Raw genomic sequence first — 25836 nt, forward strand, 5'->3', positions numbered from 1 at the left:
AGATGCCATCCGGCGTATATGTCGCTAGGGTGGGACACATGGTGACAGACGACGTATTTGCCGTCATTGCTGAGGCAACGCGGCGTGACATTCTCGTTTCCCTCCGCAAGGGGGACAAAGCAGTGGGGGAGCTGGTCGAGGAGCTCGCCGCCAGCCAGCCCACCATCTCCAAGCACCTCAAGGTGCTGCGCGAGGCCGACCTCGTGAGCATGCGCGCGCAGGGCCAGAAACGCTACTACGCACTCAACCCGAAGCCGCTGGCCGGGATCGCCACTTGGCTGGAGACGTTCGACGTCGGCCCTGCGGCTGCCGCCGCGAAGTCGCCGGAGGCGGATACCCACCAGGCAGCGGAGGCATCCCAGCCGTCCCGCGGCCGCCCCCAGACCTGTCTCTTATACACATCTAGATGTGTATAAGAGACAGGGTCCCGCGTCCGTAGCATCCGCGGCGGAGGTGCCGGAGTCATTCGCGGCGGCAGACTCGGGCGGAGCCCCGGGAACTGCCGCGGCGGATGCGGCTACCCACGCGCCCGGACGCCCCGCGAGCGGGCAGCTGAGCCCCGCCGTCGTGGTTCCGGGCGGCACGGTTCCTGCATCCGCGCAGGACGACACCGTCCCGCAGCAGATCGGCCGCACCGTGGGCCGCGGTGCCAAGAAGGCGGCGGACCTCCTGGCCAACCTGCCGAAGTTCGGCCGCAAAAAGTAAACCTGGCACCCAACTAAGTAGCAGCAGGCTTCGTTTTCAGCGTTCAAAACGACGCCTGCTGCGACCTAGTTGGGCGGGGAGGCCGGTGCCGGCGGGAACGTTTACTTGCCGAGGATCCGCACGTGGTCCGGCGTGAGTTCGGAGAGCTTGCTGACGCCGAGCAGGGCCATGGTGCGGGCCATGTCCTTTTCGAGGATCTGCAGGGCGCGGTCCACCCCGGCACGTCCGCCTGCCATCAGCCCGTACAGGTAGGCGCGGCCGATCAGGGTGAAGTCCGCACCCAGGGCCAGGGCGGCGATGATGTCCGCACCGCTCATGATGCCGGTGTCCAGGATGATGGCGGCGTCGCTGTTGTCCGCCTTGAGCGCCTTGGAGACGTCCGGCAGCAGATGGAACGGGATGGGCGCACGGTCCAGCTGGCGTCCGCCGTGGTTGGAGAGGACCACGCCGTCGGCGCCGTGGTCCACCACCTTGCGGGCGTCCTCCACGGTCTGGATGCCCTTGACCACGAGCTTGCCCTTCCAGGTTTCGCGGAGCCAGTCGAGGTCGTCGAAGGTCAGGGTGGGATCGAACATCGAGTTGATGAGGTCAGCCACCGTGCCCGTGTACCGGGACAGGGACGCGAACGTAAGCGGCTCGTGGGTCAGGAAGTTGAACCACCAGGCCGGGCGGTAGGACGCGTCCAGGACGGTCTTCAGCGTCAATGCCGGCGGAATGGTCATGCCGTTGCGGACGTCGCGCAGCCGGGCGCCGGCGACGGCGGTGTCCACCGTGACCATGAGGGTGTCGTTGCCGGCCGTCGCGGCGCGTTCAATCAGTTCGAGGGAACGGTCCCGGTCCGTCCACAGGTACAGCTGGAACCAGTTCCGGCCGTTGGGCGCCGCCGCGGCCACGTCCTCGATGGAGGCCGTGCCCATGGTGGAGAGCGTGTAGGGGATGCCGGCTGCCTCGGCGGCCTGGGACCCGGCGTATTCGCCCTCGGACTGCATCATGCGGGTGAAGCCGGTGGGAGCGATGCCCACCGGGAGCCGTGAGGGCTTGCCCAAAATGTCGGTGCTCAGGTCGATGCTGGAAACGTTCCGCAGGATGCCCGGCCGGAACTCGATGTCCAAGAACGCCTCGCGTGCGCGGCGCAGGGTGATCTCGGCTTCGGCCGCGCCGTCAGTGTAGTCAAACGGGGCCTGCGGCGTGCGCCGCTTGGCCATGTCGCGGAGCTCCCAGATGGTGCTGGCGCGCTTGAGCTTCGCGGCGCGGCTGAATTCCGGCTTCTTGAACTGCATCAGCGGGGCAAGATCCGAGTACTTGGGGATCCGGCGCTTGAGGGCGGCCGGAACCAGGGGAGCGGCGGGCCGCCCGCCGGGTGCGGCGTATCCTGCTGCGGTGGGGGTGTCCGTTGCGTCCGGCGCGGGAGTGGTCTCAGGATTGCTCGGCTGGATGGTGTGGGTCATGGCTTCCTCCGATGGTGGGCCGGGACGATGGTCAGCGGGACAGCTGCGTGCTGTGGTCTAACCACACTGTAGGCCATGTGGTCCAACCACATCAAGTACCATGGGCACATGCGTACGCACCAACTTGTCCTGCACTGGATCGAGGACCAGCTCTCCGGCGGCCAACTGGCAGTGGGCGGGCGCCTCCCCGCCGAACGGAGCCTGGCCGAGCAGCTCGGCGTCTCCCGCACGTCTGTCCGCGAGGCCATCCGGATCCTGGAGGCCATGGGCGTGGTGCGCGCGGGCGTCGGTTCCGGTCCGGACGCCGGGACCGTGGTGATTTCGGACCCGACGGCGGCGCTCGGCTCGGCGCTGCGGCTGCACGTTGCCACCCAGCATCTGCCCGTGGCGGACATCGTGGAAACCCGGGTGCTGCTCGAATCCTGGGCTGCGGCGCGCGCAAAGCCCGGAGCGCCCGAACTCGGCCTCGCCGCCGCGCTGCTGGACGACATGGACGCGGACCGCGGCGTGGATGATTTCCTGGCCCTGGATGTCCGCTTCCACCTGGCCCTGGCCGACGCCGCCGGCAATGCGGTGGTCAGCGCCATGATGGGATCCCTCCGCGAAGCCATCCAGGGCTATGCGGAGAAGCTGACGGCCAACCTGCCGGACTGGGGCGCCACCGCGGCGCGGCTGCGGACGGAGCACCGGGAAATCCTGGCGGCCATCATGAACGACGACGGCGGCCGTGCGGCCGAGCTGGTGGCCGCACATATCGAGGGCTACTACAAGGAGGCCGGCCTGGGGCACGCGTCGCGCTGACCGGCCGCGGCTGGCCGGGTGGAGGCGTCCCCAACTGGATCGCAGCTAACGTCGTTATGAGCGGTCAGAACGACATCAGCTGCGATCCAGTTGGGCTGAAGGTGCTAGCGGACCTCGATCTCCAGCGCTTGGAAGTCGTCCGCCGCGTGGCGGCCCACCAGCAGCCGGAAGGATCCGCGCTCAACCTGCCACCCGCCGTCGTAGTGGCCGAACGCCCGGGCCGGGATCCGCACCTGGACGCTGTCCATGCCGCCCGCCGCCAGATGCGTTCCGGCGAAGCCCGCCAGCCAGCGGACCGGCCGCTCCACGGCGGAGTCTTCACGCGCAATGTAGACCTGCACCACTTCGCGTCCCGTGCGGTCGCCGGTGTTCCGGACGGGCACATGCACCACGACGTCCTGTCCGGCGGGAATTGACTGGGGCGCGTGGGCCTCGCCGAGCTCGAACGTCGTGTAGCCCAGGCCGAAGCCGAACGGCAGCAGCGGGGCGGCGCCCCCGCCGGCCTGCTGCCTGAGCCAGGCGCGGTAGCCCACATGGATGCCTTCGGTGTAGACCACTTTGCCGTCAACGGGCGTGGTGTTGAGCACGGGAACGTCCTCGAGCGCTGCGGGCCAGGTGGTGGGCAGGCGGCCGCCCGGCTCCTCATTGCCCAGCAGGATGTCCGCGACGGCCGCCCCGAACTCCTGGCCGCCGAACCAGCCGAGCAGCACGGCGCCGACCTTGTCCAGCCACGGCATCAGCACAGGCGAACCGGAGTTCACCACCACTACCGTGCGCGGATTGGCCGCGGCCACTGCCTCGACGAGCTCGTTCTGGTGCCCGGGCAGGTCAAGGTCCTTGCGGTCGAAGCCTTCGGATTCGATGGCGGCGTTGGTGCCCACCACCACGACGGCGACGTCAGCTGTGCGGGCCGCTTCGACGGCCGCGCGGATCTCCGCCTGTGGGTCGGCGACGACGGTTTCCTCGCCGAGAAGGATGGCGGTGAGTGGAATCTCCTGCTGCTGCGGCAGCTCGTACAGGGCCTCGATGGCGACCCGCTGGCCGGCGGCGGTCTCGACGGAGTGGATGGTCTGGGGCGGATCGAAGAGTGCCGCGCCGAGGACGTTGGTGTCGTCCTCCAGTTCGCTGTTGTACACGTCCGCGCCGTCAATCGCCAGCCGGATCCGGCCGACGGTCCCGACGCCGAGGTGGTGGATGCCGGCCCTTTCGGCCGTCCATTCGGTCTGCATCCGGATGGCCGCAGTGCCTTCGGGAATGCCCACGCCAAACCAGATCAGGTGCGAGGCCAGCCGGTCCTCGCCGGAGATCTCCGCGCCCTCGGCATCGACGAACGTCACGCGCATTCCCGGAACGCCGCTGACGGGATTGTGCAGCGACTTCCGCGGAAACGGCTGGAGGCCTTCGGCAACCTTGGCGCCGCGCGCATAGGTGACCGTGACGTCGTCGGGCAGTGCCGTGCGCCTGTCTCTTATACACATCTAGATGTGTATAAGAGACATGACGGTGGCGCTGCCGCCGCCCTGCGTGCGGGCCTCCTCGGCGTTGTGGCCGATCACGGCCACGCTGCCCAGTGCCGCGGCGTCCAGCGGGAGGAGGCCGCCCTCGTTGCGGACCAGCACCGCGCCGCGGACGGCCACCTCGCGGGCCACCTGCGCGCCGTCGAGCATGCCCGGAAACTCAGTCACCGCGGGTTCGAGGCCCTCCAGCGAGCCGACGCGCGCCGCAAGGCGCAGGATGCGCGTGACCTTCTCCAGGATCGCCTCGCGGCTGACGCGGCCGTCCTCGACGGCGGCGAGCAGCTTGGCGCCCCAGTGACCCACGGGGCCGGGCATCTCCAGGTCCTGGTGCGCGTTGGCCGCCTCCACGGAACGCACCCCGGTCCAGTCGGAAACCACGACGCCGTCGAAGCCCCATTCGTTGGACAGCGGGGTTTCGAGGAGCGTGTTTTCGCTGGCGGTGGTGCCGTTGATGGAGTTGTACGAGCTCATTACCAGCCAGGCGCGGGCCTCGGTGATGGCGTCCTCGAAGGCGGCGAGATACAGCTCGCGCAGGGGCCGCTCGTCCACCACGGAGTCGGACGTGAAGCGCTCGGTCTCGGCCTCGTTGGCGAGGTAGTGCTTGGGGGTGGCTCCCACGCCCATGGACTGCACGCCGGAGACGTAGCCTGCGGCGATGGTGGCCGTGAGGCGGGGATCCTCGCTCATGCATTCGAAGTGGCGGCCGCCCAGCGGGGAGCGGTGCAGGTTGATGGTGGGGCCGAGGACGGCGTGGACGCCTTTGCGGCGCGCCTCCTGGCCCAGCACCTGGCCGTAGCGGCGGGCGACGCCCACGCTCCACGTGGCCGAAAGGGCGGACGACGACGGCAGGGAGACTGAGTCGTGGCGCTCGTCGAAGTCTTCGCCGCGGACGCCCGCTGGCCCGTCGGAGAGCACGATGCGCTTGAGGCCGATTTCCGGCAGGGCGTGCGTGGACCAGACGTCCGCGCCTGTGAGCAGCTTGATCTGCTGTTCGAGGCTCAGGCTGCGGGCAAGTTCGCGGAGGCGGGCCTCGGCGTCGGGCAGCAACTCGCCGGGCGGCAACTCTCCGGGCAGCAAGTCTCCGGGCCCGGCCGGGGTTTCGGCAGTCTTCTTCTGCGCTGAGAGTGTGGGGTTCATTTACCTGACTCCTTTGATGCGGGTAGGGAGGGGCGGTGCGGCAACCTTGCCTCCCGACGAAAAGTGACCCTCCCTTGGGCCTTGGGAATATCGTAGCGTCAAAAATCGAGTCTGACTAGGTTTTAAGGGAGCGGCCTTGCGGCGGTGAAATACACTGGCGGAATGTCTACTTCGAAGCCGCGCGGACAGTACGCCAAGGGTGCCGAACGCCGCGAGCAGATCGTCCAGACGGCCACCGACGTTTTCGCCATCGAGGGGTTTGAACGCACCGCACTGAAGCGCGTGGCCGAGTTGGTGGGTGTCAAGGAAGCCACCTTGTTCCACTACTTCAGCGGCAAGCAGGAGTTGCTGACGGCGGTGCTGGCGGAACGGGACCATCGCGGCAGGGAGTTGGGCGGGGCAGAGGAATTCGGGCTGGAGGCCATCGTGCCGGTGGCGGAGCGGAACCGCCAGGAGCCGGGGCTCACCACGCTCTACGCGGTCGCATCAGCAACTGCCAATGACCCCGGGCATGCCTCGCACGGTCACTTTCAGGACAGGTACGCCAGGCTGGTCAAGGAGCTGGCCCGCGACGTCGGGCGGCGACAGGAGGCCGGCGCCATCCGGGCAGACGTCGGGGCCGAGTCCCTGGCGCGCCTGATCATCGCCGCCTTCGACGGCCTCCAGCTCCAGTGGCTGTATGACAAGAGTGTGGACATGGCCGCGGGCCTGAGGGAGCTCATCGACGTCCTGCTCGCGCCGCCCGCGCGCTAGCCTTTCGCTGGACCCGTGCTGCCGCGAACTTCCAGCCGGGGCAGGAATATCGTGGGTCCGCCGGCGCCGGAGTCCGGGGGCACATTCCGGATCAGGTCCCGCATCCGGTGCCATGCCTGCTGGCCGAGCTCGTCGATGGGAACAGCTGCAGTGCTGAGTGTGGGCGTGGTGTAGCGCGCAAAGGGGATGTCATCGAAGCCGGTCACGGAAATGTCCTCGGGGACGCGGACGCCGCGCTCGTGAAGCCCGCTCAGCAGGCCCATGGCCACGAGGTCGTTGAAGGCCATGACGCCAGTGGCCCCGCTGGCCAGGACCGCATCCGCGGACTGGTGGCCCGCCTCGAAGTTGGAGCCGGCGTCGAGCATCCGGAGGTCGATGTCCGGGTGGGCAGCCTTGAACCTTTCCAGTCCCTGCAGGCGCAGCCCGTTCGATGCGCTCCGCGCCGGTCCGGCCAGGAACGCCAGCCGTGTGTGGCCCAGCCCCACCAAAAGCTCTGCCAGTTCCTGGATGCCCCGGCCGTAGTCCACCATGAGGCTGGGAGCTTTCGTGTCCAGGGTGCTGCGGTTGATCAGCACCATGGGATGCAGTGACGGCGCAAGCTCTTCCAGCTCGGCGTCGCCCATACGCGGGGCGCACAGCACCAGGCCGTCGCAGCGGCGCCGCGCCTCGCCGGCCAGGATGGCCTCTTCGCTGGAGACCTCCGACGAATCCGCAATCAGCACCCGGTAGCCATCCTGCGCCGCGGCCATGCTGAGCCCGCGGAGAATGGCCTGGAAGGTGGGGTTGGCCAGATCCGGGACCACAATGCCGATGGTGTCCGTCTTGCCCAGGGCCAGGCTGCGGCCAACGAGGTTCGGCTGGTAGTTCAGCTCGGTGGCCGCGGCCCGCACGCGCTCGGCGATGGCGGGGTCCACGGTGAAGTTGCCGTTCATGACGCGCGACACGGTGGCGTGCGACACGCCGGCCTTGAGCGCGACGTCGGCGATGCCGATCCGCCGTGTGGTGGCTCTCCTGCCCATGCTGCCCCTTTCCGGGATGTCTCTGGCACCGCCCCGTTCGGGGTGATGGTTGACGCGACCGCCAGAGTCTTGATACAAAGCTTATAACGCTCTGAGAAAACGCTTTCTCAGTATTCTTCCCGCACCACTTCGGGCCGTCAAGCGGCCAGCCTTCTGCCTTCCGAAAGGGATTCACCGCATGGTCAACACAGCCAACCTCGCCAACCCCGGCGGCAGTGTCGACGCCGACACAGCCGCTTCCCCCGCCGCGGTCCGCACGGCGCGCATCGCCCTGATCGGCACAGGGGGACGTTCCGAGATGTACATCCGGGCCATCTACGGCAGGCATGCCGACACAGCCGAGCTGGTGGGCCTGTCCGACGTCAACCCGGGCCGGGTGGAGTTCTACCAGAAGCTGATCCAGGAACTCGGCGGCACCCGGCCGGTGAAATCCTTCGAACCGGGGCAGCTGACGGCGTTCATCAGGGACAACGGAATCGAGCGGGTGGTGGTCACGACGCCCGATTACACGCATGCGGACTACATCGTGGAAGGCCTCGAGGCCGGCGCCGACGTCGTGGTGGAGAAGCCGCTGACCATCAACGCTGAGGGGTGCCGGCGGATCACCGATGCCGTGGCGCGGACCGGCCGCAACGTGGTGGTCACGTTCAACTACCGCTACTCGCCGCGCAACAGCGCCCTGAAGGAGATCATCCAGAGCGGTGTGATCGGCAAGGTCACGTCCGTCGACTTCAGCTGGGTCCTGGACACAGTGCACGGCGCAGACTACTTCCGCCGCTGGCACCGGGAAAAGAACAACTCCGGCGGCTTGCTGATCCACAAGTCCTCCCACCACTTCGACCTCGTCAACTGGTGGATCGACGACGTTCCGGAGCGGGTGTTCGCCTCAGGCGGCCTGAAGTTCTACGGGGACAGGAACGCCGCGGAGCGCGGCCTCGGCGCCCGGCCCGAGCGCGGAACTCCGGACACCGGCGCAGGCGCTGCGGCCACGGACCCGTTCGTCCTTGACCTGCGGGAGGACGAACGGCTGCGCGCGCTGTACTACGACAACGAGCACTTTGACGGCTACCGCCGCGACCAGGATGTCTTCACGTCCGGCATCACCATCGAGGACAACCTGGCGCTGGTGGTGGACTACCAGGGCGGGCCGGTCCTCAGCTACTCGCTCAACGCGCACAGTCCGTGGGAGGGCTATCGCGTGGCCGTTAACGGAACCGAAGGGCGGGCGGAGCTGGACGTGGTGGAGCGCGCCGCGGTGCAGCACAGCACAGACAAGAAGACAGTGGTCGATCCGAGCGCCACGCCCGTGCAGGAGGACGACCAGGTCCGGCGCAACGGCGAACGCCTGGTGGTCCAGCGGCACTGGGAACCGGCCTACGAGGTGCCGATCGTCAACGGCGAGGGCGGCCACGGCGGCGGCGACGAACTCCTCCTGTCCGATCTTTTCAACGGGCCGGGAGTGGACCCGCTGGGGCGGCCGTCCGGTTACCTGGACGGCCTGCGTTCCGTCTCCGTCGGCATCGCGGGCAACGCATCCCTGGAATCCGGGCTGCCGGTCCGCACAGCGGACCTGGGGCTCGGCGTCGACCTTCGCCGCGGCAACTGACCTTCGCACCCCTGATGAAGGAACCGATAACCATGAGCAGGATTTTTGTCACCGGCGGTTCAGGCCGCCTGGGGCGCAGTGTTGTTGCCGGCCTGGCGGCCGCCGGCCACCACGTCATCTCCGTGGACCGCGACGCCGTTCCCGCCGCCCAGCTGCCCGACGGCGTTGAGCAGCGCACTGCCGACCTCCTGGCACCGGGGGAGGCCTTGCGCCTCCTGCGGGAAACGGCGCCCGACGCCGTCGTCCACCTTGCGGCGATCGCCGTACCGTTCAGCGCGCCGGAAGACGTCATCCTCAGCACCAACACCAGGCTGGCGTACGCCGTCGTCGGCGCGGCGACGGAACTCCGCGTCGGCAAGATCATCACGGCAAGCAGCCCCACGGTGCTGGGCTACGGCTCGCCCGCGGGCTGGCTGCCGGAGAGCTTCCCGGTGGACGAGGACACCACGCCGCGGCCGTGGAACGCCTATGCACTGTCCAAGCTCATCGCCGAGCAGACCGTGCAGATGTTCGCCGCTGCCCAGGGGGATGGCATCCGCTACGCGGCCTTCCGGCCCTGCTATGTCATCTCGCCGGAGGAATGGGCCGGCGCGCCCACGCAGCAGGGCCACACCGTCCGCGAACGGCTGGACGATCCCGCGCTGTCCGCGCCTGCCCTGTTCAACTATGTGGACGCGCGGGATGTGGCTGACTTCCTGGACCTGCTGCTCGCGAAGATGGACACCATCCCCAACGGCCAGACCTTCTTCGTGGGGGCCGCCGACGCGCTGGCCGCCGCACCGCTCTCGGAGCTGATGCCGCAGTTCCTGGCCGGCAGTTCCCGCCTTGCCGCCGGACTCACGGGCACCAGCCCGGCATTCTCGATCGCCAAGGCACGCGACCTCCTGGGCTGGGAGCCCAAACGCACCTGGCGGACCGAACTGAAGACCGAAACCAACCTCAATGACGAGACCCCCGCCGCGCTGGTCGCGGCCGGCACAGGATCCAAGGAGACCCCATGAAATTCGACGGCGTACTGTTCTTTCCCGTCACGCCATTCACGCCGGAGGGGGCAGTGGATGTGGACGTCCTCAAGGAGCACATCACGTCCCGCCTGCCGTACGGCCCGGGAGGGGTGTTCCCCGCCTGCGGAACCGGCGAATTCCATGCCCTGAGCATTGACGAGGTGCGCACCGTGGTGACTGCCGCCGTCGAGGCCCTGTCTCTTATACACATCTCAGGTGCCGGTTGTTGCCGGCGCCGGCGGACCGCTGGGCCACGCGCTCGCCGCCGCGCGGGTTGCCGAAGAAGCCGGGGCGGACGCCCTGCTGTCTCTTATACACATCTAGATGTGTATAAGAGACAGGGCGTACATCGAGGCTGTGGCGGCCGCCAGCAGCCTGCCGGTGATCGTTTACCACCGCGGCAACGCCACATACACGGCGGCCTCCATGGCACGCCTGGCCGCAAACTCCAAGGTGATCGGCTTCAAGGACGGCCTTGGCGATGTGGGGCTGGCGCAGGAGATCGTCACTGCCCTCGCGGCCACCGGACGCGAGGACTTCCTGCTGTTCAACGGCCTGCTGACCGCCGAACTGACCCAGGGCGCCTACCGCGGCCTAGGCATCCCGCTGTACTCGTCGGCCGCGTTCGCCATGGCTCCGGAAATCGCCAAGGCCTACTACGATGCCTACACCTCCGGCGACGAGGACCGCCGGCAGGCCCTGCTGGAAGGCTTCTACGCCCCGCTGGTCCGACTGCGCGACCAGACTCCCGGGTTCGGCGTCTCCCTCATTAAGGCCGGGCTGCGACTGGGTGGCCTGCCGGTGGGGCCGGTCCGTGCACCGCTCGTGGACCCCTCCGAAGACCAGCTGGTCCAGCTCAAGTCCATCCTGGCCAAGGGCTACGAGCTGGCCGGCCGCTGATGGGCTCGCGGTTTGCAGCAGCACCAGTCGCGGAAGGGACAGTTGCCGAAGCGTCAGCCGCCGAAGCGGCGCGGGCGCTGCCCCGGATCACCGGGCTTTCCACCCGCCACCTGACCGTTCCGCTTCTGCGGAGCTGGGGCGATGAAGCGCCGGAGAACCATGTGATCGTCACCGAAATCCACACGGACGACGGCGGCGCGGGGCACGGTTTCTCCTGGACGCCCACCATCGGTCCGCAGGCAGTCAAGGCACTCCTGGACTTCGACGTCGCGCCCTTCATCACGGGCCTCGGTGCCAGCCCCGAGGGAGTGTGGGACCAGCTGTGGAACCGGCTGCACGAAGCCGGCGGCGGAGGACTCACCACCATCGCCATGGCGGGAGTGGACCTTGCGCTGTGGGATCTGCAGGCCCGGCGCGCCGGAACCTCCATGGCCGGCCTGCTCGGGCAGCGCCAGGACTCGGCGGAGGTCTACGGATCCGGCGTGAACCTGCACTACTCCCTCGACGAGCTCGTGGCCCAGGCGGAACGCTGGGTTGCGGCCGGGCACAGCGCCGTCAAGATCAAGGTGGGCAAGCCGGACATCCGGGAGGACGCCGAACGCGTGGCCGCCGTCCGGACGGTCCTGGGTCCGGGCCGGAAGCTCATGATCGACGCAAACCAGCGCTGGGACCTGCCCGCCACGTTCCGCGCCCTGGAGGTGTTGGGCGAGTTTGACCTGGAGTGGCTGGAGGAGCCACTGCGGGCGGACGATCTCTGGGCCTACCGCAGGCTGCGGAAGCACTCGCCTGTTCCCATCGCGCTCGGCGAGAACCTGCACAACATCTACCGTTTCCGCGACTTCATCGAGGCCGGGGCGGTGGACATCATCCAGCCCAACATCATCCGGGTGGGCGGGATCACCCCGTTCCGGCGCATCGTGGAGCTCGCCCGCGCCCACAGCATCAGGGTCATGCCGCACCTGCTGCCGGAACTGTCCGGCCAGCTCGCGCTGACCATGGCCGAACCCACCATGGTGGAGGACGTCGAGGATGCCTCCTTTGAACAGCTTGGCGTGCTGGACGGCCCGTCACCAGTGCAGGTCCGCAACAGCCGGCTCACACTCACGGGCCGGCCGGGGTTAGGGTTCGATTTCAACCGGCACTCGCCCGATCTCTAGAACATTCAAGGCCGGACGAGCTGAGCCTCGTTTGGTCTACCTTGGTCTGCACTGGACAGCCCTGAACTGCAGGCTTGCACTGGAATGCAGTGTGCCGCGGTGGCGGGAGCTCGCGCTCACGCCATCGCGGCACAGCTGTTTCGCGGAAGATAGTAATAATTGCAGTCACAGCTGCAGGGCCAGCGGGCGCTGGATTCCGTTCACCAGGGCCGTTGGCCAGCGGGGATCGACGCTGAGGACGGCGATGCCGGACTCCGTCAGCTGCACCGTATCCTCGATCTTTACCCCCGGCCCCGAGGGGTTCCATGTAAAGGTCTGGTTGAGTACCACGGGGTCGTCGGTAGCAGGAGTGGCGCGGGGATCCCGGCCCGCATAGCCCGCCGGACCGCCCTGGTGGTGGAGGGTCCACTGGCCCGCGCCGAAACCATGCCGGCTGTAGGCTTCCCGGATTTCGGCAAAGACACCGTTTAGCCGGGCACCCGGAACGGTCGCATCAAAGACATCGGCCTCCACCGCCGCGATCCGGGCTTCGGCGTCGAGCTCTGCAGGCGTCCCGGCGTCGAACCTGACCCAGCGGGTCACGTTGGCCACGAGCCCGTTCCGCCGCGCGCAGACCACGGCCATGGCCCGCCGCCCGAGCGGGGAGTGCGTAGGAAGCGGATGCCGGAACTCGCCCCGGCCGGCCCCGTTGCAGAGGAGCACCAACGGTTCAGCTCCCATGGCGACGATCCGCGCGGCCAGGGCCGACGCCACGCCAAACTCGGTGGCTTCGGGCGTCGCCTCGGAGAGGACATCGGTCAAAGCGGCAGCAGTCTCGGCGCAGAGGAGGGCATACCGGGCGCTTTCGCCGGGCAGGAACTGCTGCCGCGCAGCCCTCAGCTCGGCAGTAACTTCGGCCTCGGCCAGCGGGTTGCCGCCGGGTGACAGCATCGCCGCCGCGGCATGCAGGTGCCCGTGCCAGGGCACCGAGTGCAGCGCGACGCCGTCGGGCAGTTCCTCGGCGGCGATCCGGGCGGCCTCGTTGTTGAACGTGACCAGGTGGTCGCCGTCGCCGTCCACCAGCATCGCCGCAATGGGATCCCCGGCAAGGCTGATGTGGACCCGGCTCCCATCCAGGTACCAGGCCAGCGCCGTGTTGGTGGTGAGCAGGAGCGAGTCCCGGCCGGACTCGGCCAGGATGTCCAGCACGCGCTGCCGCTTGACGGCACGATCTGCCGGGTTCCCCGGGGTTGCGGCCGCGCCCGGCGCCTCGGCCGTGGTGGTCAGAGTGGTGTTCACGGTCATGTTCATGCGGCTTCCCCCAAGGTTGTGATGAGCTGTTCGATGTCCGGCGTGGACAGGAGGCCGTCGGCCACCAGCACCGTGACCCTTCGGCGAAGCGGGTTGTCGTGGCGGGCCGTTGCCGCGTGTTCCCACGCAAGAGACAGACCGACGCCGGGATAGCCCGCCACGCGGACGAACCACGGATCGTTCACCGGTGCTGGCCCCGCTGCCTGGGGTAGGAACACGAGGGTGGCCGGACCGCCGTCGGGCTCTCCCTTCCGGAAGTTGCCGGACCACGCCAGCCAAGGAGCCTCGGGGCGGGGGAGGGCGCCGTGCACGGCGTCTTCACCTTCCGCGATTGAAGTCCGTACCCTCGCCTCCGCGACTGCCGGCAGGCGCCAGAAGAAGCCGCCGTAACCGCCCTCCGGCCTCCCGTTGGAACCCGGGCTGCCAAGGGCGACCGGATCAGGTCCGGCCGGCGTGAGCTCGAAGTCGAGGGTTAGCCGCCAAGTGGAGGATCCGACGGCCGCCCAGCTCCAGTTCCGCCGCTCGTTGAGCAAGGGAGCGCCGGATTCGGCGGAGCCGCCCTCCGGCAGCCAGCTCAGGGTTTCGGTCCGCCACCCACCGCTCTTGTCGGCCGACTCTCCGGCTTCCACCGCGAGGGTGGCAATCCGGCCGTGGTCCTTGCGCCAGACGTAAGCCCCGGCGTTGCGCGTGTACGTGCGGCCGCCCCAGAAATTGACCCCGTCCACGTCCTGGATGGCAACGCCCACGCCGAGGTGCCACACATGGTCCTCGGGCATGTGATCGGTCACCACCGTGCCGGCCAGGGTGCTGACCCGATGGAGGTAAGGCCGGGGAGACGACGTCGGCCGGATGCGGCTACCGTCTGCCGGCCGCGCCACCACTCTGCCGTTCACGGTGAATGCAGGCAGCGGACCTGCTGTGCCGGGCAGTTCCGCGGCCCAGGGCGTGCCGAGCTCCGCGAACGTTGCCTGCGCTGCCGCGGCCCTGCGCACCAGCCGGCCGATGCCGTGGACGACGGGATGGGCGTCATCGCCGTCGCCTTTCCACGTGACATGCTCGGCGCCGATGCCGCGTGGAGGTTCCGCTGTCCGGATGGCCTCCAGGACCCTCATGAACGCGCCGTTGCCGGCCAGCGGGCTGAGCAGGCCTGCATCGCGAGTGCGGGAACGGCGGGCCGCCAGCAGGTTCTCCAGCAGGTCGGTGCGGCCGAACGTCTGCGTGCGCTCGCCGTCGGGCGTGGAAACCGTCAACCGGTCTTCGGTGTAGAAGAATTCGGCCTGCCCCTTGCTGCCGTGGATGGTCACCGACGGCGCTGCCTGCTCGTCGGCGCACAGCGTCAGGGCGCACAGCAGGACCGTTCCCGCGGCGGTCCGCACCCGGATGACGGACGTGTCATCGCTTTCGGTCGCGTGCGCCCGGTAGAGATCCGTCTCCACGGAGGCGACGTCGGCCGCGCGGGCCGCGCCTGCGATTCTCAGTCCCGTGGCCACCGCATGAGCCAGGGCATTGGTGGCTACACCGTCCACCACATCGGTGCCGTCCAGACTGCGCTTGCCCGCCCAGCGGGAGCGTTTGAAATAGCCGGTGGTGCGCACCCAGGTGCCGACGGCGCTGACGCCCCGGACGTCACCGATCTCACCGTCCGCCACCAGCTGGTCCAGGGCGGGCAACGCCTGCGAGCCGAGGCTCTGGAAGCCAACCTGCACTAGGCGCCCCGCCTCTTCCGCTGCGGCCAGCACGTCGTCGAACTGGGCCAGGGAGGCCATGGGCGGCTTCTCCACATAGACGTCGGCGCCCGCAGCGAGGGCGGCGAGGGCCAGCGGGGCGTGCGTCTGGATGGGCGTGGCCAGGATGACCACATCCGGCGCCGGACCGGCGGCGAGGAGTTCCGCCAGTGACGAGAACGTGGCCACGTCGGCGGCCAGGACGCCTTCGGCCGGAGGACGCGGGTCGGCGACGGCCACGAGGTCTACGAGGTTGAGCGCTGTGAGGCGGGCGAGGTTCTCCAGGTGCCGTGCCCCGTAGCCGTGGGCGCCCACGAGTGCTACCCGCGGTGCCGCCGCGGGTAGCACTGCCGCTGGAGTGTCCGCGGGGGAAGCCAGGGCTCCGATGGTGTCCGGCCGAAGAGAAGTGTCCGGACTGAGAGCGGTGTCTGAATGGGGAGATGCGGGCGCTGAAGCGCCGGAGGAGGTGCGTGTCATGTCTAACCGTCCTGGCTGGCTGGCCGAAAAGGGACCGGGGCGGCGCCCGCGGACCGGGAAGCGGATAGGGATTCGGGCACGGATCCTGACGGGGAACCTGACCCGAACAGCGACTCGGCCAGGAAACCCGCGGCCTCGTCCTGCATGCCGGCGCTGAAGGCGTGTCCCCCTGGCCAGAAGCTCCCGGTGTACCGGCCGGGCGCCAGCTGGGCACGGAGAGTCGCGTCGGCGTCGCGCATGCCGTTCTCGGGGAAAAGTTCATCCGCGAGGGCGTACTGGACCAGGAAACGGTTCGCCGCCGAGCGCCCGGCCAGCTCCGGAAACTCGCCCAGCCGCGGCAGGCCAGGCGTGTGCAGCAGCCACGAGTGAGCATCCAGGTACGCCGGGAACAGCGAACGGTAAGTGGTCATCATGCACGACACTACGCAAGCGCGGACCAGCGGGCTGAGCGCGGCCAGCATGAGGGACCGGCCGCCTCCTCCGGAGAAACCGGCGGTGCCCAACCGGCCCGGATCCACGCCCGGCAGACCTGCCAGGACGCGGAGGGCCGCAAGGTCGTCGTGCGCCACCATCCCGGCGAAGCTGGTGCCGAGCACGCCTGCTGCCTTCGCCACGGTGTCCTCGTGCGCCGCCGCGGCGGCGTCGTACTCCTCCGCTTCGGAAGGCACGACGCCGGCCGCCCGCCACAGTGCCTTGTGGCCCTCGACGACGGCCGACGTGCGCCACGGGGGCGTGCCGAGCTCAAAGCGGCGGCTGCCCCAGGAGAAGGCGTCGTGGGCCAGGACTGCGAAGTCTTGGGATGCCAAGCCGGCGGCAAAGGACCTGCCGGCGTAGAACTGCCGCTGAAAATCCGTGCGCGTCTGCCCCGCAGCGGTGTCCGCAGCAGACGTCGCGGGGCTTGTGCCCGCAGGCAGGAGGCGCTCTGCGCCGACCGACTTGATGCCCGCGTGGCAGTGGAGTGCCAGGACGCCGGGCAGCCGGCCGGACGCGCCAGCGGGACGCAGGAACCAGGCGCGGGTGCGGGGACCAAAGCCCAGCTGCCAGCTGACGCGGGAAGTCGTGACGCCGTCGTGCGTTTCGGTCGACTCCAGCACAGCGTGCGGGGGTGCGGGAACGGCCGGAACACCGAGGGCGTCGGCCAGTTCCTGGGCGGGCGCGGACTCTGCAACGAGGCGCGGGCGGGAACGCATGAAAGCGGGCCAGTCCTCGTAGCCGCCGATGGCACTTGGCCGTGGCGCGTCATCTATTCGACCTGAATTCATCGGCTCGGCCTGCCCGGTGGAAACATGGTTGTCCTGCCTCTCGCAGCTGCTCTGATCCGGAGTGGACGAATTTTGGAAAACGCTTTCCTAAAAATTAGCAAAAGGGTGTACAGCGGTCAAGAAACCGTTTACTTTGGTACAAAGCCGCTGTTGGCCCGGTCCTCCGGAAGCCAGGCAGACGGGTGTGGCGCCGGAGCTCTTTGGCGCAGCCCGGGACGGCGAGAGCACTTCACCCCAGCACGCCGTGGAAGGCCACGATGACCAAAGGAGACCACATGGCCGCACAGCATCACCGCGGGACGCCGGAAGGCGTCCGGGCACCGAGGGGCAGGCAATGAGCGCAATTAGCGAACTGTCCTCCATGAGCCGGCGCAAAGGGCCGGCCACGGCCGAGGAAAAACGCGCCAACCGCCGCGACAACAAGGCGGCCTACATCTTCCTGCTGCCGTGGCTGATCGGCCTTGTGGCGATCACTGTCGGCCCCATGACGATGTCCCTCTACCTGTCCTTTACGGACTACAACCTGCTGCAGCCGCCGGAGTGGACCGGACTGGACAACTTCACCCGCATGCTCGGGGATGCGCGGCTCCACAATTCACTGCGCGTCACCTTCACGTATGTTCTGGTCGGAGTTCCGCTGCAACTGGCCGTGGCACTTCTCATCGCGCTGGTGCTGGACAAGGGCCTCCGCGGCCTGCCGTTCTACCGGTCCATTTTCTACTTGCCGTCCCTGTTGGGCGGCTCGGTCGCCGTCGCCATCCTGTGGAAGCAGATCTTCGGAACCTCCGGACTGGTCAACCAGGTGCTGGCCATGTTCGGGGTCACCGGGCCGGGCTGGATCTCGGACCCGTCCACCTCGCTCGGTTCCATCATCCTGCTCCACGTCTGGACCTTCGGCAGCCCCATGATTATCTTCCTCGCGGGGCTGCGCCAGATTCCGAACATGTACTACGAAGCGGCCGAGGTGGACGGGGCAACTACGCTCCAGAAGTTTTGGCGGATCACGTTGCCGATGCTGAGCCCGATCATCTTCTTCAACCTGGTCCTGCAGATCATCGGTTCCTTCCAGTCCTTCACCCAGGCGTTCATCGTCTCGGGAGGCAACGGCGGGCCGTCCGACTCCACCATGTTCTTCACGCTCTACCTGTACCAGAAGGGATTCGGCCAGTTCGAGATGGGTTATGCCTCGGCAATGGCCTGGGTCCTGCTGGTGATCATCGGCGCTTTTACGGCCATCAACTTCATCGCTTCAAAGTATTGGGTGTTCTACGATGACTGATCTACAGACCTTGCCGGCTCCGGAGAAACTGCCGTCCTCCGGAGGGAAAACGGGGGGCAAGAGCCCCAGGGGCGGCGGCAGGAAACGCGAATCCCGCGGCACGCTGGCCTTCAGCCGCAGCGCACGCCTCAAGGCCCTCGCGAAGCACGGCGTGCTGATAATCGCCGGCGGCATCATGATTTACCCGTTGCTGTGGATGGTGGTTTCATCGCTGCGGCCCAACGAGCTGATCTTCCGCGATCCCGGTCTCTGGCTGAGTACCTTGGAGATGGGCAACTACACGGACGGATGGTCGGCGCTGACCCACCCGTTCGGGCACTACATGCTCAATTCAGCGGTGGTGGTGATCGGTTCCATCCTGGGCAACCTGATCTCCTGCTCCATGGCCGCCTATGCGTTCGCCCGGCTGCAGTTCAGCGGCAAGAGACTGTTCTTCGGCATCATGCTGCTGACCATCATGCTGCCGTTCCATGTGATCATCGTGCCGCAGTACATCCTCTTTTCTCAGATCGGCTGGGTGAATACCTTCTGGCCGCTCATCGTGCCCAAGCTCCTCGCGACGGACGCATTCTTCGTGTTCCTCATGGTGCAGTTCATCCGCGGCATTCCCACGGAACTGGATGAGGCCGCGCGGATCGACGGCGCCGGCCACCCCCGCATCTTCCTGCGGGTCATCCTGCCCCTGATGGTCCCGGCCCTCGCCACGACAACCATCTTCACCTTCATTTGGACCTGGAACGACTTCTTCGGCGCCCTGATCTACCTCACTGATCCTGAGATGTTCACCGTGCCGGTTGCCCTGCGGGCATTCGTGGATTCGCAGTCTGCGACAAGCTGGGGCTCGCTCTTCGCGATGTCCATCGTGTCGCTGCTGCCCGTGTTCCTGGTCTTCCTCTTCGGGCAGCGTTTCCTCATCAAGGGAATCGCGACGACCGGAATCAAGTAGGGGTGGAGGTGTGCGCTTCTCGGGCCTGCCTTTAGCCCGTGCCGCGGCAAGTGATGCCAGAACCGGGGCACCAAGATCTAGGCCGGAAACATCTTGTAGTACAAGTTACTTGCTTGTATGATCAGTTTCAGAAAGCGCTTTCCTGACTCACTTCAGCAGTCAGCTTCCGCACTCATTTCCGCAGTCAGTGGGATATCCGGAGGCACTAGGCCTTCAACTCAGTCCAGGTTTCAGCTGAGTCCAGGTTCAATCCAGCTTCCACCACAGCCAGTCAGCAATTCAGTCCACCTTTCAAGTTGCAGCTTTCAAGATCGTCCACCGTTCAAGATCAAAGAAGATCGGAGAATTCAGTGCCATTTTCCCGCCAATCCACGGCCGCCAATCCGGGCGCAGCCGAGCCAAAATCCACGAAACCTACCCGCAGGCTGCGCCGAACCGGCGCGGTGGCCGCAGCGGCCGCCGTCGTCCTCGCGCTCAGCGCCTGCGGCGGTGGAGCAGCCCCCACCAGCGCCGACGGCAAAGTAGAACTGCGATTCTCCTGGTGGGGCGGTGACAAGCGGGCGCAGCTGACGCAGGCCGCAATTGCCGCCTTCGAAGCGGAGAATCCGAACATCAAGATCAAGCCGGAGTTCGGTGACTGGAGTGGATACTGGGACAAGCTAGCCACCCAAGTGGCCGCCAACGACGCCCCGGACATCATCCAGATGGACGAAAAGTTCATTACGGAATACTCCACCCGTGGGGCACTCCTTGACCTGTCCAAGTACGACGTCGACACTTCCAAATTCGACGAAGCAGCGCTTAACGCCGGCAAGGGAAGCAAAGGCCTCACCGGCATCGCGGCCGGCATCAACGCCGCCACGATCATTGCCAACCCGGCAGTCTTCAAGGCAGCCGGAGTCGCGCTGCCGGACGATGCCACCTGGACGTGGGAGGACTTCGGGCGAATCGCGGCCGAGGTCACCGCGAAATCGCCCAAGGGCACTTACGGGGCGGCGGCCTATGGCACCGATGAGGCTTCCTTGGGTGTCTGGCTGCGTCAGGACGGAAAGTCGCTCTACACGTCAGACGGCAAACTCGGGTTCGAGTCGGGGGACATTGCGTCGTGGTGGTCGCTGCTCAAGGAACTGAGCGAAAAGCAGGCCGTGCCGTCGGCTTCTGAGGTGGTGGAAGCGGAGGCTGCACCGCTGGACCAGAGCGGCCTGGCCACAGGGAAAAACGGCATGGCCTTCTGGTGGTCCAACCAGCTGCCCGCGCTTGAGAAAGCGGCCGGGAGCGATCTGAAGATCCTCCGCATGCCGTCCAAGACGGGACATTCTGCGGACAGCAAACTCTGGTACAAAGCGTCCCAGTTCTGGTCGGCCTCGTCCCGGACCAAGCACCCCGAAGAGACGGCCAAGTTCATCAACTTCCTGGCGAACAACGTCAAGGCCGGCGAAGCACTACTAGCCGACCGCGGCGTGGCGCCGAACTCCGATGTGCGCAAGGCCATCGCCCCGAAGCTGACTCCGGCCGACGTCAAGGTAGTGGGCTTCATTGACCAGATCAAGGGCGAACTCGGCGAAGCGCCCGCTCCGCCGCCGAAGGGTGCGGGAGCCATCCAGGAAATCGTCAAGCGGTACACCTCCGAGGTCCTGTTCGACAGGCTCTCGCCGGAGGAAGCCGGCCAGAAGGCCGTGGATGAAATGAAATCAGCCATCAGCAGCTAGCTGTTAGCAACACCGCCCTGCTGATGTGGCGTCAGAATGTGCCCCGACCGGATTCAGGATCCGGTCGGGGCACATCTGCGTTGTTGGGGGCTGAGCTGGTGGACGCGCAGCTGCTGGGCGCTGACCTGGTGGCGTCGATTTGTTGACGGCTGATGCGGTTTGCCGGGCTCCGCACAACCTTTGCCGCCGTGCCGCCTCCGGCTGGCTTGCGGCCTCCCGGAGGTGGGTTTAGTTGTGGTGTTGGTGGTTGCGGCGGGGTGTTTGTTTGGGGTCGATGTGGGGTGGGGGGGATGAACCAGGGGATGCCGGTTTGCATGTGGATGGTCCATTGTTCTTTGTGGATGAGGTGGTGGTGGTGGGTGCAGAGGAGTGTGCCGTTGTCGGTGTTGGTGGGTCCGCCGTGTGACCAGTAGGTGGTGTGGTGGGCTTCGCACCAGGGGCGGGGATGGTGCAGTTGGGGAAGGTGCAGCCTTGGTCGCGGGCGGTGATGGCTTTGCGGATGTGGGGCGGGAAGATGCGGGTGGTGCGGCCGATGTCGAGGATGCGGCCTTCGCTGCCGAGGAGGATGGGGATGATGTCGGCGTCGCAGGCGATTTTGCGGATGGTGGCGGGGGTGACGGGTCCGGTGTAGGTGAACGTTCCGGTGCCGGTCGCGGTGCCTGGAGGCCCGCCCGCGGTGGTGTTGTAGCGGGGTCCGTTGGTGGCGGTGGTCTCGAGGCGGTTGAGGAGGTCCTGGTAGCTGATGGTGACCATGACCTGGGGCCGGAGGCCGCCGGTGGCGGGCAGGGTTGCGGTGGCGAGGGCGGTTTTGCAGGCGCCGATGAGGCCGTCGAGGAGTTGCTGGGGCCGGGTGCGGCGTTCCAGGTGGGCGGTGTCGGCGGCGGCCTCGGCTGCCGCGCCGAACCCCGGCCCCGTGTGGGCGGCGCCGTCGAAGTGTTCGTGTCCGTCCCTCCGGCCGTGTCCGCCGCCGCGGTGTCTGCGTCCGTGGTGGTGACGTCGGCGCCGTCTGTGCTGTCTGTGCCGGTTCCGGGGCCGGTGGTGGGTGGGGTGCGGGGGTTGGTGGCGGTGTTCATGACGGTGAGGAGGTGTTCGTATTGGTCGGGGGTGGCGAAGATTTCGAGGTGGTGGAGTCCGCGGCGGGGGCGGCGGAGGAAGGCGCCTTGGCGGTGGCGGAGGTCTTCTTCGCTGGGTTCGGTGCCGTCCTGGTCGATGGCGTCGGTCCAGCGCTGGGTGATGCGGGTGAGGAAGTCGTGGTCGTTGGTGGTCGCGGTGCGGGTCAGGACGTGTTCCATCCGGGCGAGGTCCTCGGGTGCGGCGATGTGGCGGACGCGGTCCAGGGCGGTGGTGATGATGGTTCCGGCGCGGGAGGCGATGGTGCCGGTGGCGAGGGCGGCGGCGGTTTCTTCGCAGGCCGGGGGCAGGGGCTGGCCGGTGATGCCGGTGCGGGGGAGGACGGCGGAGGCCAGGGCGAGACGGCGGCGGGCTTCCCCGGCGCCGATCCGTAGCCGGATCCGCAGGAACTCCGCGGTGTTCCGGCACCCGTCATCGGCCGGCGACACCGCCGGGACAGAGCCAGCGGAGTTTGTGGCGGCGGAGCCGGAAGGTGAAGTGGGAACGGCAACAGAGTCTGGAGAAGCGGCCGCGGCCGCGCCGCCGGCACCAGCGGCTCCGCCGTCGTCAGCCTCGTCGTGGCCCCAGCCGGTGGTCCAGCCTGCGGCTTTGCTTGCGGGTCCGGCGGCGTTGATCGCTTCGGTGCGGGTCCGGTCCACGGCCCCCGCCGCGAGTACCTGCAGGTATTCGGCCCGGCGGGAGATCTCCTCGGCGAGCCCGGCGAAATCCGCGGCCTCCGCGAAACCGGCCAGGGCCAGCTCACCGGGTGCGGATTCGACGGCGGCTTCCAGCAGCCCCAAGCACCGCTGCAGGCGGTCGCTTGCCGCGCCAAAACCGGCGGCACCAAAGCCGGCGGCAGCACCGCCGTCGGACGCCACGCAATCCGTGCGGAAGGCAGAAGCAGGAACGCTGCGCAGCCGGGCGGCCCCGCAGCAGGGCAACCGCGCCAAGGCCTGGCGTGACCGCCCGCCCCGCGGCGTGACCCGCTGCGCATTCCCCAATGGCATCCATAGGGAAACTCTCCCAGAGGGGTCAGACAATTAACGGGGCAATTACCGCGGGGTTTCTACGGCGCGCCAACGGTGCTCTGCCGCACCACGAGTTCGGGAGTGAAAATGACCGCGCGGTGGTGCGGCTGCGCCGAATCCGGGGTGTCCAGTTCCTCGGCCAGCAACTGGATGGCCGTCCGACCCAGGGCCTCGGTGGGCTGCCGAATGGAGGACAACGGGACCACGGCGGACACGGCGAAGTCGATGTCGTCGTAGCCGATCAGTGCGATGTCCTCGGGAATCCTGAGCGTGTGCATCATGGCCAGGGACTGCATGACGCCTAGGGCCAGAAGGTCGTTGGCGCAGAACACGGCGTCGGGCAGCTGGCCTGCGCTGCGGCGGACCAGCTGGTCACCCACGCTGCGGCCCGCCAAGACGGTTTGCCCCGCAGAATCCAATACTTCCAACGAAGCATCCGGCACTTCCGCGACGGCGCGCTGCGCCCCCTGGAGGCGGTCTGCGACCTGGCGTATCGACGTCGGGCCTCCCACGAAGGCGAGCCGACGGCGGCCGAGGTCCAACAGGTGCCGGGCGGCCAGGTAGCCGCCGGCGTCGTCATCCACGGAAACGGAACTGTACTGTGCCTCATCAGCCAGGCGGTCCACCAGAACGGTCGGCACGCCGCGTTCCCGCAGCACGTTGAGGCGGTCCGTCACGTCACCCACGGGCGAGATCAGCAGGCCCTGGACCCGTTGTTCCTGGAACAGGTCGATGTAGTTCGACTCGCGCGCCGCGTCGTGGCCGCTGTCCCCGAGCAGGACGGCACTTCCGTGCAGGGCTGCCGCGTCCTCGGCGGCGCGCACCACGGACGTGAAGAAGGGGTTGCCGACGTCGAGGACTATCAGGCCGATGGTCCGGCTGTGCCCGGCCCGGAGCTGCCGAGCGGCGTCGTTGCGGACGAATCCGAGCTCGTCGATGGCCTGCAGTACGCGGTCCTTGGTCCGTTGGGAGACCCGGTCCGGGTAGTTCAGGACGTTTGAAACCGTTCCCACCGCCACTTGGGCATGCGTCGCAACATCCTTGATGCTGGCTGACCGTGACATCTTTCTCCAAGCTCTCTACTGCGGCGACGGTGTGCAAGGCGCCTAGTCGGTTCCCGTGACCAGTTGCGTGATCCAGCCCCCGCCCGTTGCCGGACAGGCGGACCAGCCTAGGCGAAAGCTCCCGCTCCCCGACAATTGCTTGACACCTGCTCAAATCCAAGGGTACTTTGAATCGTGCCAATGAAACGATTCAAACGTCAAGATTTCAGGAGAGTCGCAGATGAGGGTGTGTTTTCGATCCTCGGTCCAGCCCGGACTGATCGGTGAATACAGGCGCCGGCACGCCGCCGTCTGGCCTGAGATGCTGCGTGCGCTCAAGGACGTCGGCTGGAATGACTACTCGCTGTTCCTCGGCGAGGACGGTCTCCTGGTGGGCTACGTCGAGTGCGACTACTTCGACTCCGCCCGGGCGCGGATGGCGCTCACTGCGGTGAACGCTCGCTGGCAGGCGGAGATGGCCACGCTGTTCGCGGACATGGAACAGCCGCCGGACGCGGGATTCGTGGCACTCGAGGAAATCTTCAGCCTGGAGGACCAGCTGGCCACGGCCAGCGACTCGGCCAGGGCCGGGACTAGCGGCTCGGCCCACGCCGGGACCAAGGCCGGAGCCCACGGCGGGACCAAGGAACCAGCGCCGCGGACCGACTGAAGCCGCGGACAAATAGACATGGCCGGCACGGGAGCCGGCCAACAACAGACAACGCAGTACGAGAGACCGGAAGAACCATCATGAATGACGTAGCAACGGCGCTGGGCAGGCTCGGGGAGCTTGCCATCGAAGTCCCCTCGTGGGCGTACGGCAACTCGGGCACCCGCTTCAAGGTGTTCGGCACGCAGGGCACCCCGCGGACCGTGCAGGAAAAGCTGGCGGATGCCGCCAAGGTCCACGAGCTTACCGGCCTGGCTCCCACGGTGGCGCTGCACATCCCTTGGGACAAGGTTGATGACTACGCGGCCCTGAAGGAGTACGCGGCGGGCCTGGGCGTCGGCCTTGGCACCATCAACTCCAACACATTCCAGGACGACGAGTACAAGTTCGGCTCCCTTACGTCCTCGAACGAGGCAGTCCGCCGCCGGGCCGTCGACCATCACTTCGAGTGCATCGACATCATGCACGCCACCGGGTCCAAGGACCTGAAGGTCTGGCTGGCGGACGGCACCAACTACCCGGGCCAGGACGACATGCGGGGCCGGCAGGACCGCCTGGCGGAATCGCTCCAGGAGATCTATGCGCGCCTTGGCGAGGACCAGCGCCTGGTGCTGGAGTACAAGTTCTTCGAGCCGGCTTTCTACCACACCGACGTTCCGGACTGGGGCACGTCGTACGCCCAGACGCTGGCGCTGGGTGAGAAGGCGTTTGTCTGCCTGGATACCGGCCACCACGCGCCGGGAACCAACATCGAATTCATCGTCATGCAGCTGCTGCGCCTCGGCAAGCTCGGCTCCTTCGACTTCAACTCGCGCTTCTACGCCGACGACGACCTGATCGTTGGCGCGGCGGATCCCTTCCAGCTGTTCCGCATCATGCACGAGGTGATCCGCGGCGGCGGCTTCGGCAAGGATTCCGGCGTCGCGCTGATGCTGGACCAGTGCCACAACCTGGAGGAGAAGATCCCGGGCCAGATCCGCTCGGTGCTCAACGTCCAGGAAATGACGGCGCGGGCCCTGCAGATCGACACCGCGGCGCTGTCCGAGGCCCAGCGGGCCGGCGACGTCCTGGCCGCGAACGGCATCTTCAACGACGCCTTTTACACCGACGTCCGCCCGGTCCTGGCGGAATGGCGTGAAACCCGCGGCCTGCCCGCGGACCCGATGGCCGCGTTCAAGGCCAGCGGCTACCAGAAGAAAATCAACGAGGACCGCGTGGGCGGTCAGCAATCCGGATGGGGCGACTAAACCG

At 67.5% G+C, this 25836-nt stretch carries 18 protein-coding genes and 5 pseudogenes; 13 read left to right on the forward strand and 10 right to left on the reverse strand.

The annotated features are described in order from the left end of the window. Positions 1-38 precede the first annotated feature (38 nt). A pseudogene (locus tag B1A87_RS00115) lies at positions 39-705 on the forward strand (ArsR/SmtB family transcription factor). A gap of 101 nt (positions 706-806) precedes the next feature. Here the strand turns inward: B1A87_RS00115 and B1A87_RS00120 are convergent. Continuing rightward, positions 807-2153: an alpha-hydroxy acid oxidase gene (locus tag B1A87_RS00120; protein WP_078026518.1), complete on the reverse strand. Its 1347-nt coding sequence runs from the start codon at positions 2151-2153 to the stop codon at positions 807-809. A gap of 108 nt (positions 2154-2261) precedes the next feature. Between B1A87_RS00120 and B1A87_RS00125 the strand changes: the two genes are divergently transcribed. Then, positions 2262-2954 (forward strand): FadR/GntR family transcriptional regulator, encoded by a 693-nt coding sequence (locus B1A87_RS00125; protein WP_078026725.1) that lies wholly within the window; start codon positions 2262-2264, stop codon positions 2952-2954. Between the two features lie 104 nt (positions 2955-3058). Here B1A87_RS00125 and B1A87_RS00130 read toward each other — a convergent pair. Beyond that, positions 3059-5608, reverse strand: a pseudogene (locus B1A87_RS00130) (beta-glucosidase). A gap of 162 nt (positions 5609-5770) precedes the next feature. Here B1A87_RS00130 and B1A87_RS00135 point away from each other — a divergent pair. Next, the gene (locus B1A87_RS00135; protein ID WP_078026516.1) at positions 5771-6361 is read left to right on the forward strand and encodes a TetR/AcrR family transcriptional regulator; all 591 of its coding nucleotides are present in this window, start codon (positions 5771-5773) and stop codon (positions 6359-6361) included. Here the strand turns inward: B1A87_RS00135 and B1A87_RS00140 are convergent. Further along, entirely contained in the window at positions 6358-7380 is a 1023-nt protein-coding gene (locus B1A87_RS00140; RefSeq protein ID WP_078026515.1) for a LacI family DNA-binding transcriptional regulator, read from the reverse strand. The two genes, B1A87_RS00135 and B1A87_RS00140, sit on opposite strands and share 4 nt — an antisense overlap. A gap of 178 nt (positions 7381-7558) precedes the next feature. On the opposite strand from B1A87_RS00140, the gene B1A87_RS00145 reads away from it, so the two are divergent. The 4 genes and pseudogenes from B1A87_RS00145 to B1A87_RS00160 all read left to right on the forward strand — a co-directional run bounded on the left by B1A87_RS00145 (position 7559) and on the right by B1A87_RS00160 (position 12047). Further along, positions 7559-8986: a Gfo/Idh/MocA family protein gene (locus tag B1A87_RS00145; protein WP_078026514.1), complete on the forward strand. Its 1428-nt coding sequence runs from the start codon at positions 7559-7561 to the stop codon at positions 8984-8986. 32 nt (positions 8987-9018) lie between these two features. Next, the gene (locus B1A87_RS00150; protein WP_078026513.1) at positions 9019-9987 is read left to right on the forward strand and encodes an NAD(P)-dependent oxidoreductase; all 969 of its coding nucleotides are present in this window, start codon (positions 9019-9021) and stop codon (positions 9985-9987) included. Then, positions 9984-10890, forward strand: a pseudogene (locus B1A87_RS00155) (5-dehydro-4-deoxyglucarate dehydratase). The gene B1A87_RS00150 and the pseudogene B1A87_RS00155 overlap by 4 nt, the downstream one beginning before the upstream one ends. Continuing rightward, positions 10890-12047 carry a mandelate racemase/muconate lactonizing enzyme family protein gene (locus B1A87_RS00160; protein WP_260680549.1) on the forward strand — a complete coding sequence of 386 codons (1158 nt, stop codon included), beginning with the start codon at positions 10890-10892 and terminating at the stop codon, positions 12045-12047. Before B1A87_RS00155 ends, B1A87_RS00160 begins: the two are co-directional and overlap by 1 nt. 165 nt (positions 12048-12212) lie before the next feature. On the opposite strand, the gene B1A87_RS00165 is transcribed toward B1A87_RS00160, so the two are convergent. Genes B1A87_RS00165 through B1A87_RS00175 form a run of 3 tightly spaced genes read right to left on the reverse strand, consistent with a single transcriptional unit; the run spans position 12213 to position 16728 of the window. Further along, a complete protein-coding gene (locus B1A87_RS00165) occupies positions 12213-13331 on the reverse strand; it encodes a Xaa-Pro peptidase family protein (protein WP_078026723.1) in 1119 nt (372 codons plus the stop codon). A 2-nt stretch (positions 13332-13333) separates the two neighbouring features. Further along, entirely contained in the window at positions 13334-15538 is a 2205-nt protein-coding gene (locus B1A87_RS00170) for a DUF6807 family protein (RefSeq protein WP_078026511.1), read from the reverse strand. 2 nt (positions 15539-15540) lie between these two features. Further along, positions 15541-16728 carry an acetylesterase gene (locus tag B1A87_RS00175; RefSeq protein WP_313902431.1) on the reverse strand — a complete coding sequence of 396 codons (1188 nt, stop codon included), beginning with the start codon at positions 16726-16728 and terminating at the stop codon, positions 15541-15543. Positions 16729-17134: 406 nt separating this feature from the next. Here B1A87_RS00175 and B1A87_RS00180 point away from each other — a divergent pair, with 406 nt between their 5' ends. From B1A87_RS00180 to B1A87_RS00190, 3 genes are all read left to right on the forward strand, one after another. Beyond that, complete coding sequence (locus tag B1A87_RS00180; RefSeq protein WP_078026510.1) at positions 17135-18079, forward strand: carbohydrate ABC transporter permease; 945 nt, start codon at positions 17135-17137, stop codon at positions 18077-18079. Next, positions 18072-19025: a carbohydrate ABC transporter permease gene (locus B1A87_RS00185; RefSeq protein ID WP_078026509.1), complete on the forward strand. Its 954-nt coding sequence runs from the start codon at positions 18072-18074 to the stop codon at positions 19023-19025. The genes B1A87_RS00180 and B1A87_RS00185 overlap by 8 nt, the downstream gene beginning before the upstream one ends. Positions 19026-19375: 350 nt before the next feature. Continuing rightward, complete coding sequence (locus B1A87_RS00190; protein ID WP_078026508.1) at positions 19376-20734, forward strand: ABC transporter substrate-binding protein; 1359 nt, start codon at positions 19376-19378, stop codon at positions 20732-20734. A gap of 31 nt (positions 20735-20765) precedes the next feature. Here B1A87_RS00190 and B1A87_RS24785 read toward each other — a convergent pair whose 3' ends face one another. The 3 genes and pseudogenes from B1A87_RS24785 to B1A87_RS24795 all read right to left on the reverse strand — a co-directional run. Continuing rightward, on the reverse strand, positions 20766-21323 hold the full coding sequence (locus tag B1A87_RS24785) for an HNH endonuclease signature motif containing protein (protein WP_395940263.1): 558 nt from the start codon (positions 21321-21323) through the stop codon (positions 20766-20768). Then, a pseudogene (locus B1A87_RS24790) lies at positions 21269-21829 on the reverse strand (hypothetical protein); the annotation flags it as partial. The gene B1A87_RS24785 and the pseudogene B1A87_RS24790, both read right to left, overlap by 55 nt. Continuing rightward, positions 21808-22503, reverse strand: a pseudogene (locus B1A87_RS24795) (DUF222 domain-containing protein); the annotation flags it as partial. The pseudogenes B1A87_RS24790 and B1A87_RS24795, both read right to left, overlap by 22 nt. Between B1A87_RS24795 and B1A87_RS24800 the strand changes: the two are divergent. Further along, on the forward strand, positions 22423-22806 hold the full coding sequence (locus B1A87_RS24800) for a hypothetical protein (protein WP_395940282.1): 384 nt from the start codon (positions 22423-22425) through the stop codon (positions 22804-22806). The pseudogene B1A87_RS24795 and the gene B1A87_RS24800 sit on opposite strands and share 81 nt — an antisense overlap. A gap of 104 nt (positions 22807-22910) precedes the next feature. Here B1A87_RS24800 and B1A87_RS00205 read toward each other — a convergent pair whose 3' ends face one another. Further along, entirely contained in the window at positions 22911-23936 is a 1026-nt protein-coding gene (locus tag B1A87_RS00205; RefSeq protein WP_078030219.1) for a LacI family DNA-binding transcriptional regulator, read from the reverse strand. Between the two features lie 220 nt (positions 23937-24156). Between B1A87_RS00205 and B1A87_RS00210 the strand changes: the two genes are divergently transcribed. Then, the gene (locus B1A87_RS00210) at positions 24157-24585 is read left to right on the forward strand and encodes an L-rhamnose mutarotase (RefSeq protein ID WP_078030220.1); all 429 of its coding nucleotides are present in this window, start codon (positions 24157-24159) and stop codon (positions 24583-24585) included. Positions 24586-24665: 80 nt separating this feature from the next. After that, a complete protein-coding gene (gene rhaI / locus B1A87_RS00215) occupies positions 24666-25832 on the forward strand; it encodes an L-rhamnose isomerase (protein WP_078030221.1) in 1167 nt (388 codons plus the stop codon). The last annotated feature ends 4 nt before the right edge of the window (positions 25833-25836 follow it).

It is taken from the genome of Arthrobacter sp. KBS0703 (assembly GCF_002008315.2).
GTDB lineage: Bacteria > Actinomycetota > Actinomycetes > Actinomycetales > Micrococcaceae > Arthrobacter.

Bases quoted from the DNA above. Each gene is read 5' to 3' on its own strand.
- B1A87_RS00120 (WP_078026518.1), bottom strand. From the start codon at position 2,153: ATGACCCACACCATCCAGCCGAGCAATCCTGAGACCACTCCCGCGCCG.
- B1A87_RS00125 (WP_078026725.1), top strand. From the start codon at position 2,262: ATGCGTACGCACCAACTTGTCCTGCACTGGATCGAGGACCAGCTCTCC.
- B1A87_RS00135 (WP_078026516.1), top strand. From the start codon at position 5,771: ATGTCTACTTCGAAGCCGCGCGGACAGTACGCCAAGGGTGCCGAACGC.
- B1A87_RS00140 (WP_078026515.1), bottom strand. From the start codon at position 7,380: ATGGGCAGGAGAGCCACCACACGGCGGATCGGCATCGCCGACGTCGCG.
- B1A87_RS00145 (WP_078026514.1), top strand. From the start codon at position 7,559: ATGGTCAACACAGCCAACCTCGCCAACCCCGGCGGCAGTGTCGACGCC.
- B1A87_RS00150 (WP_078026513.1), top strand. From the start codon at position 9,019: ATGAGCAGGATTTTTGTCACCGGCGGTTCAGGCCGCCTGGGGCGCAGT.
- B1A87_RS00160 (WP_260680549.1), top strand. From the start codon at position 10,890: ATGGGCTCGCGGTTTGCAGCAGCACCAGTCGCGGAAGGGACAGTTGCC.
- B1A87_RS00165 (WP_078026723.1), bottom strand. From the start codon at position 13,331: ATGACCGTGAACACCACTCTGACCACCACGGCCGAGGCGCCGGGCGCG.
- B1A87_RS00170 (WP_078026511.1), bottom strand. From the start codon at position 15,538: ATGACACGCACCTCCTCCGGCGCTTCAGCGCCCGCATCTCCCCATTCA.
- B1A87_RS00175 (WP_313902431.1), bottom strand. From the start codon at position 16,728: ATGCGTTCCCGCCCGCGCCTCGTTGCAGAGTCCGCGCCCGCCCAGGAA.
- B1A87_RS00180 (WP_078026510.1), top strand. From the start codon at position 17,135: ATGAGCGCAATTAGCGAACTGTCCTCCATGAGCCGGCGCAAAGGGCCG.
- B1A87_RS00185 (WP_078026509.1), top strand. From the start codon at position 18,072: ATGACTGATCTACAGACCTTGCCGGCTCCGGAGAAACTGCCGTCCTCC.
- B1A87_RS00205 (WP_078030219.1), bottom strand. From the start codon at position 23,936: ATGTCACGGTCAGCCAGCATCAAGGATGTTGCGACGCATGCCCAAGTG.
- B1A87_RS00210 (WP_078030220.1), top strand. From the start codon at position 24,157: ATGAGGGTGTGTTTTCGATCCTCGGTCCAGCCCGGACTGATCGGTGAA.
- rhaI (WP_078030221.1), top strand. From the start codon at position 24,666: ATGAATGACGTAGCAACGGCGCTGGGCAGGCTCGGGGAGCTTGCCATC.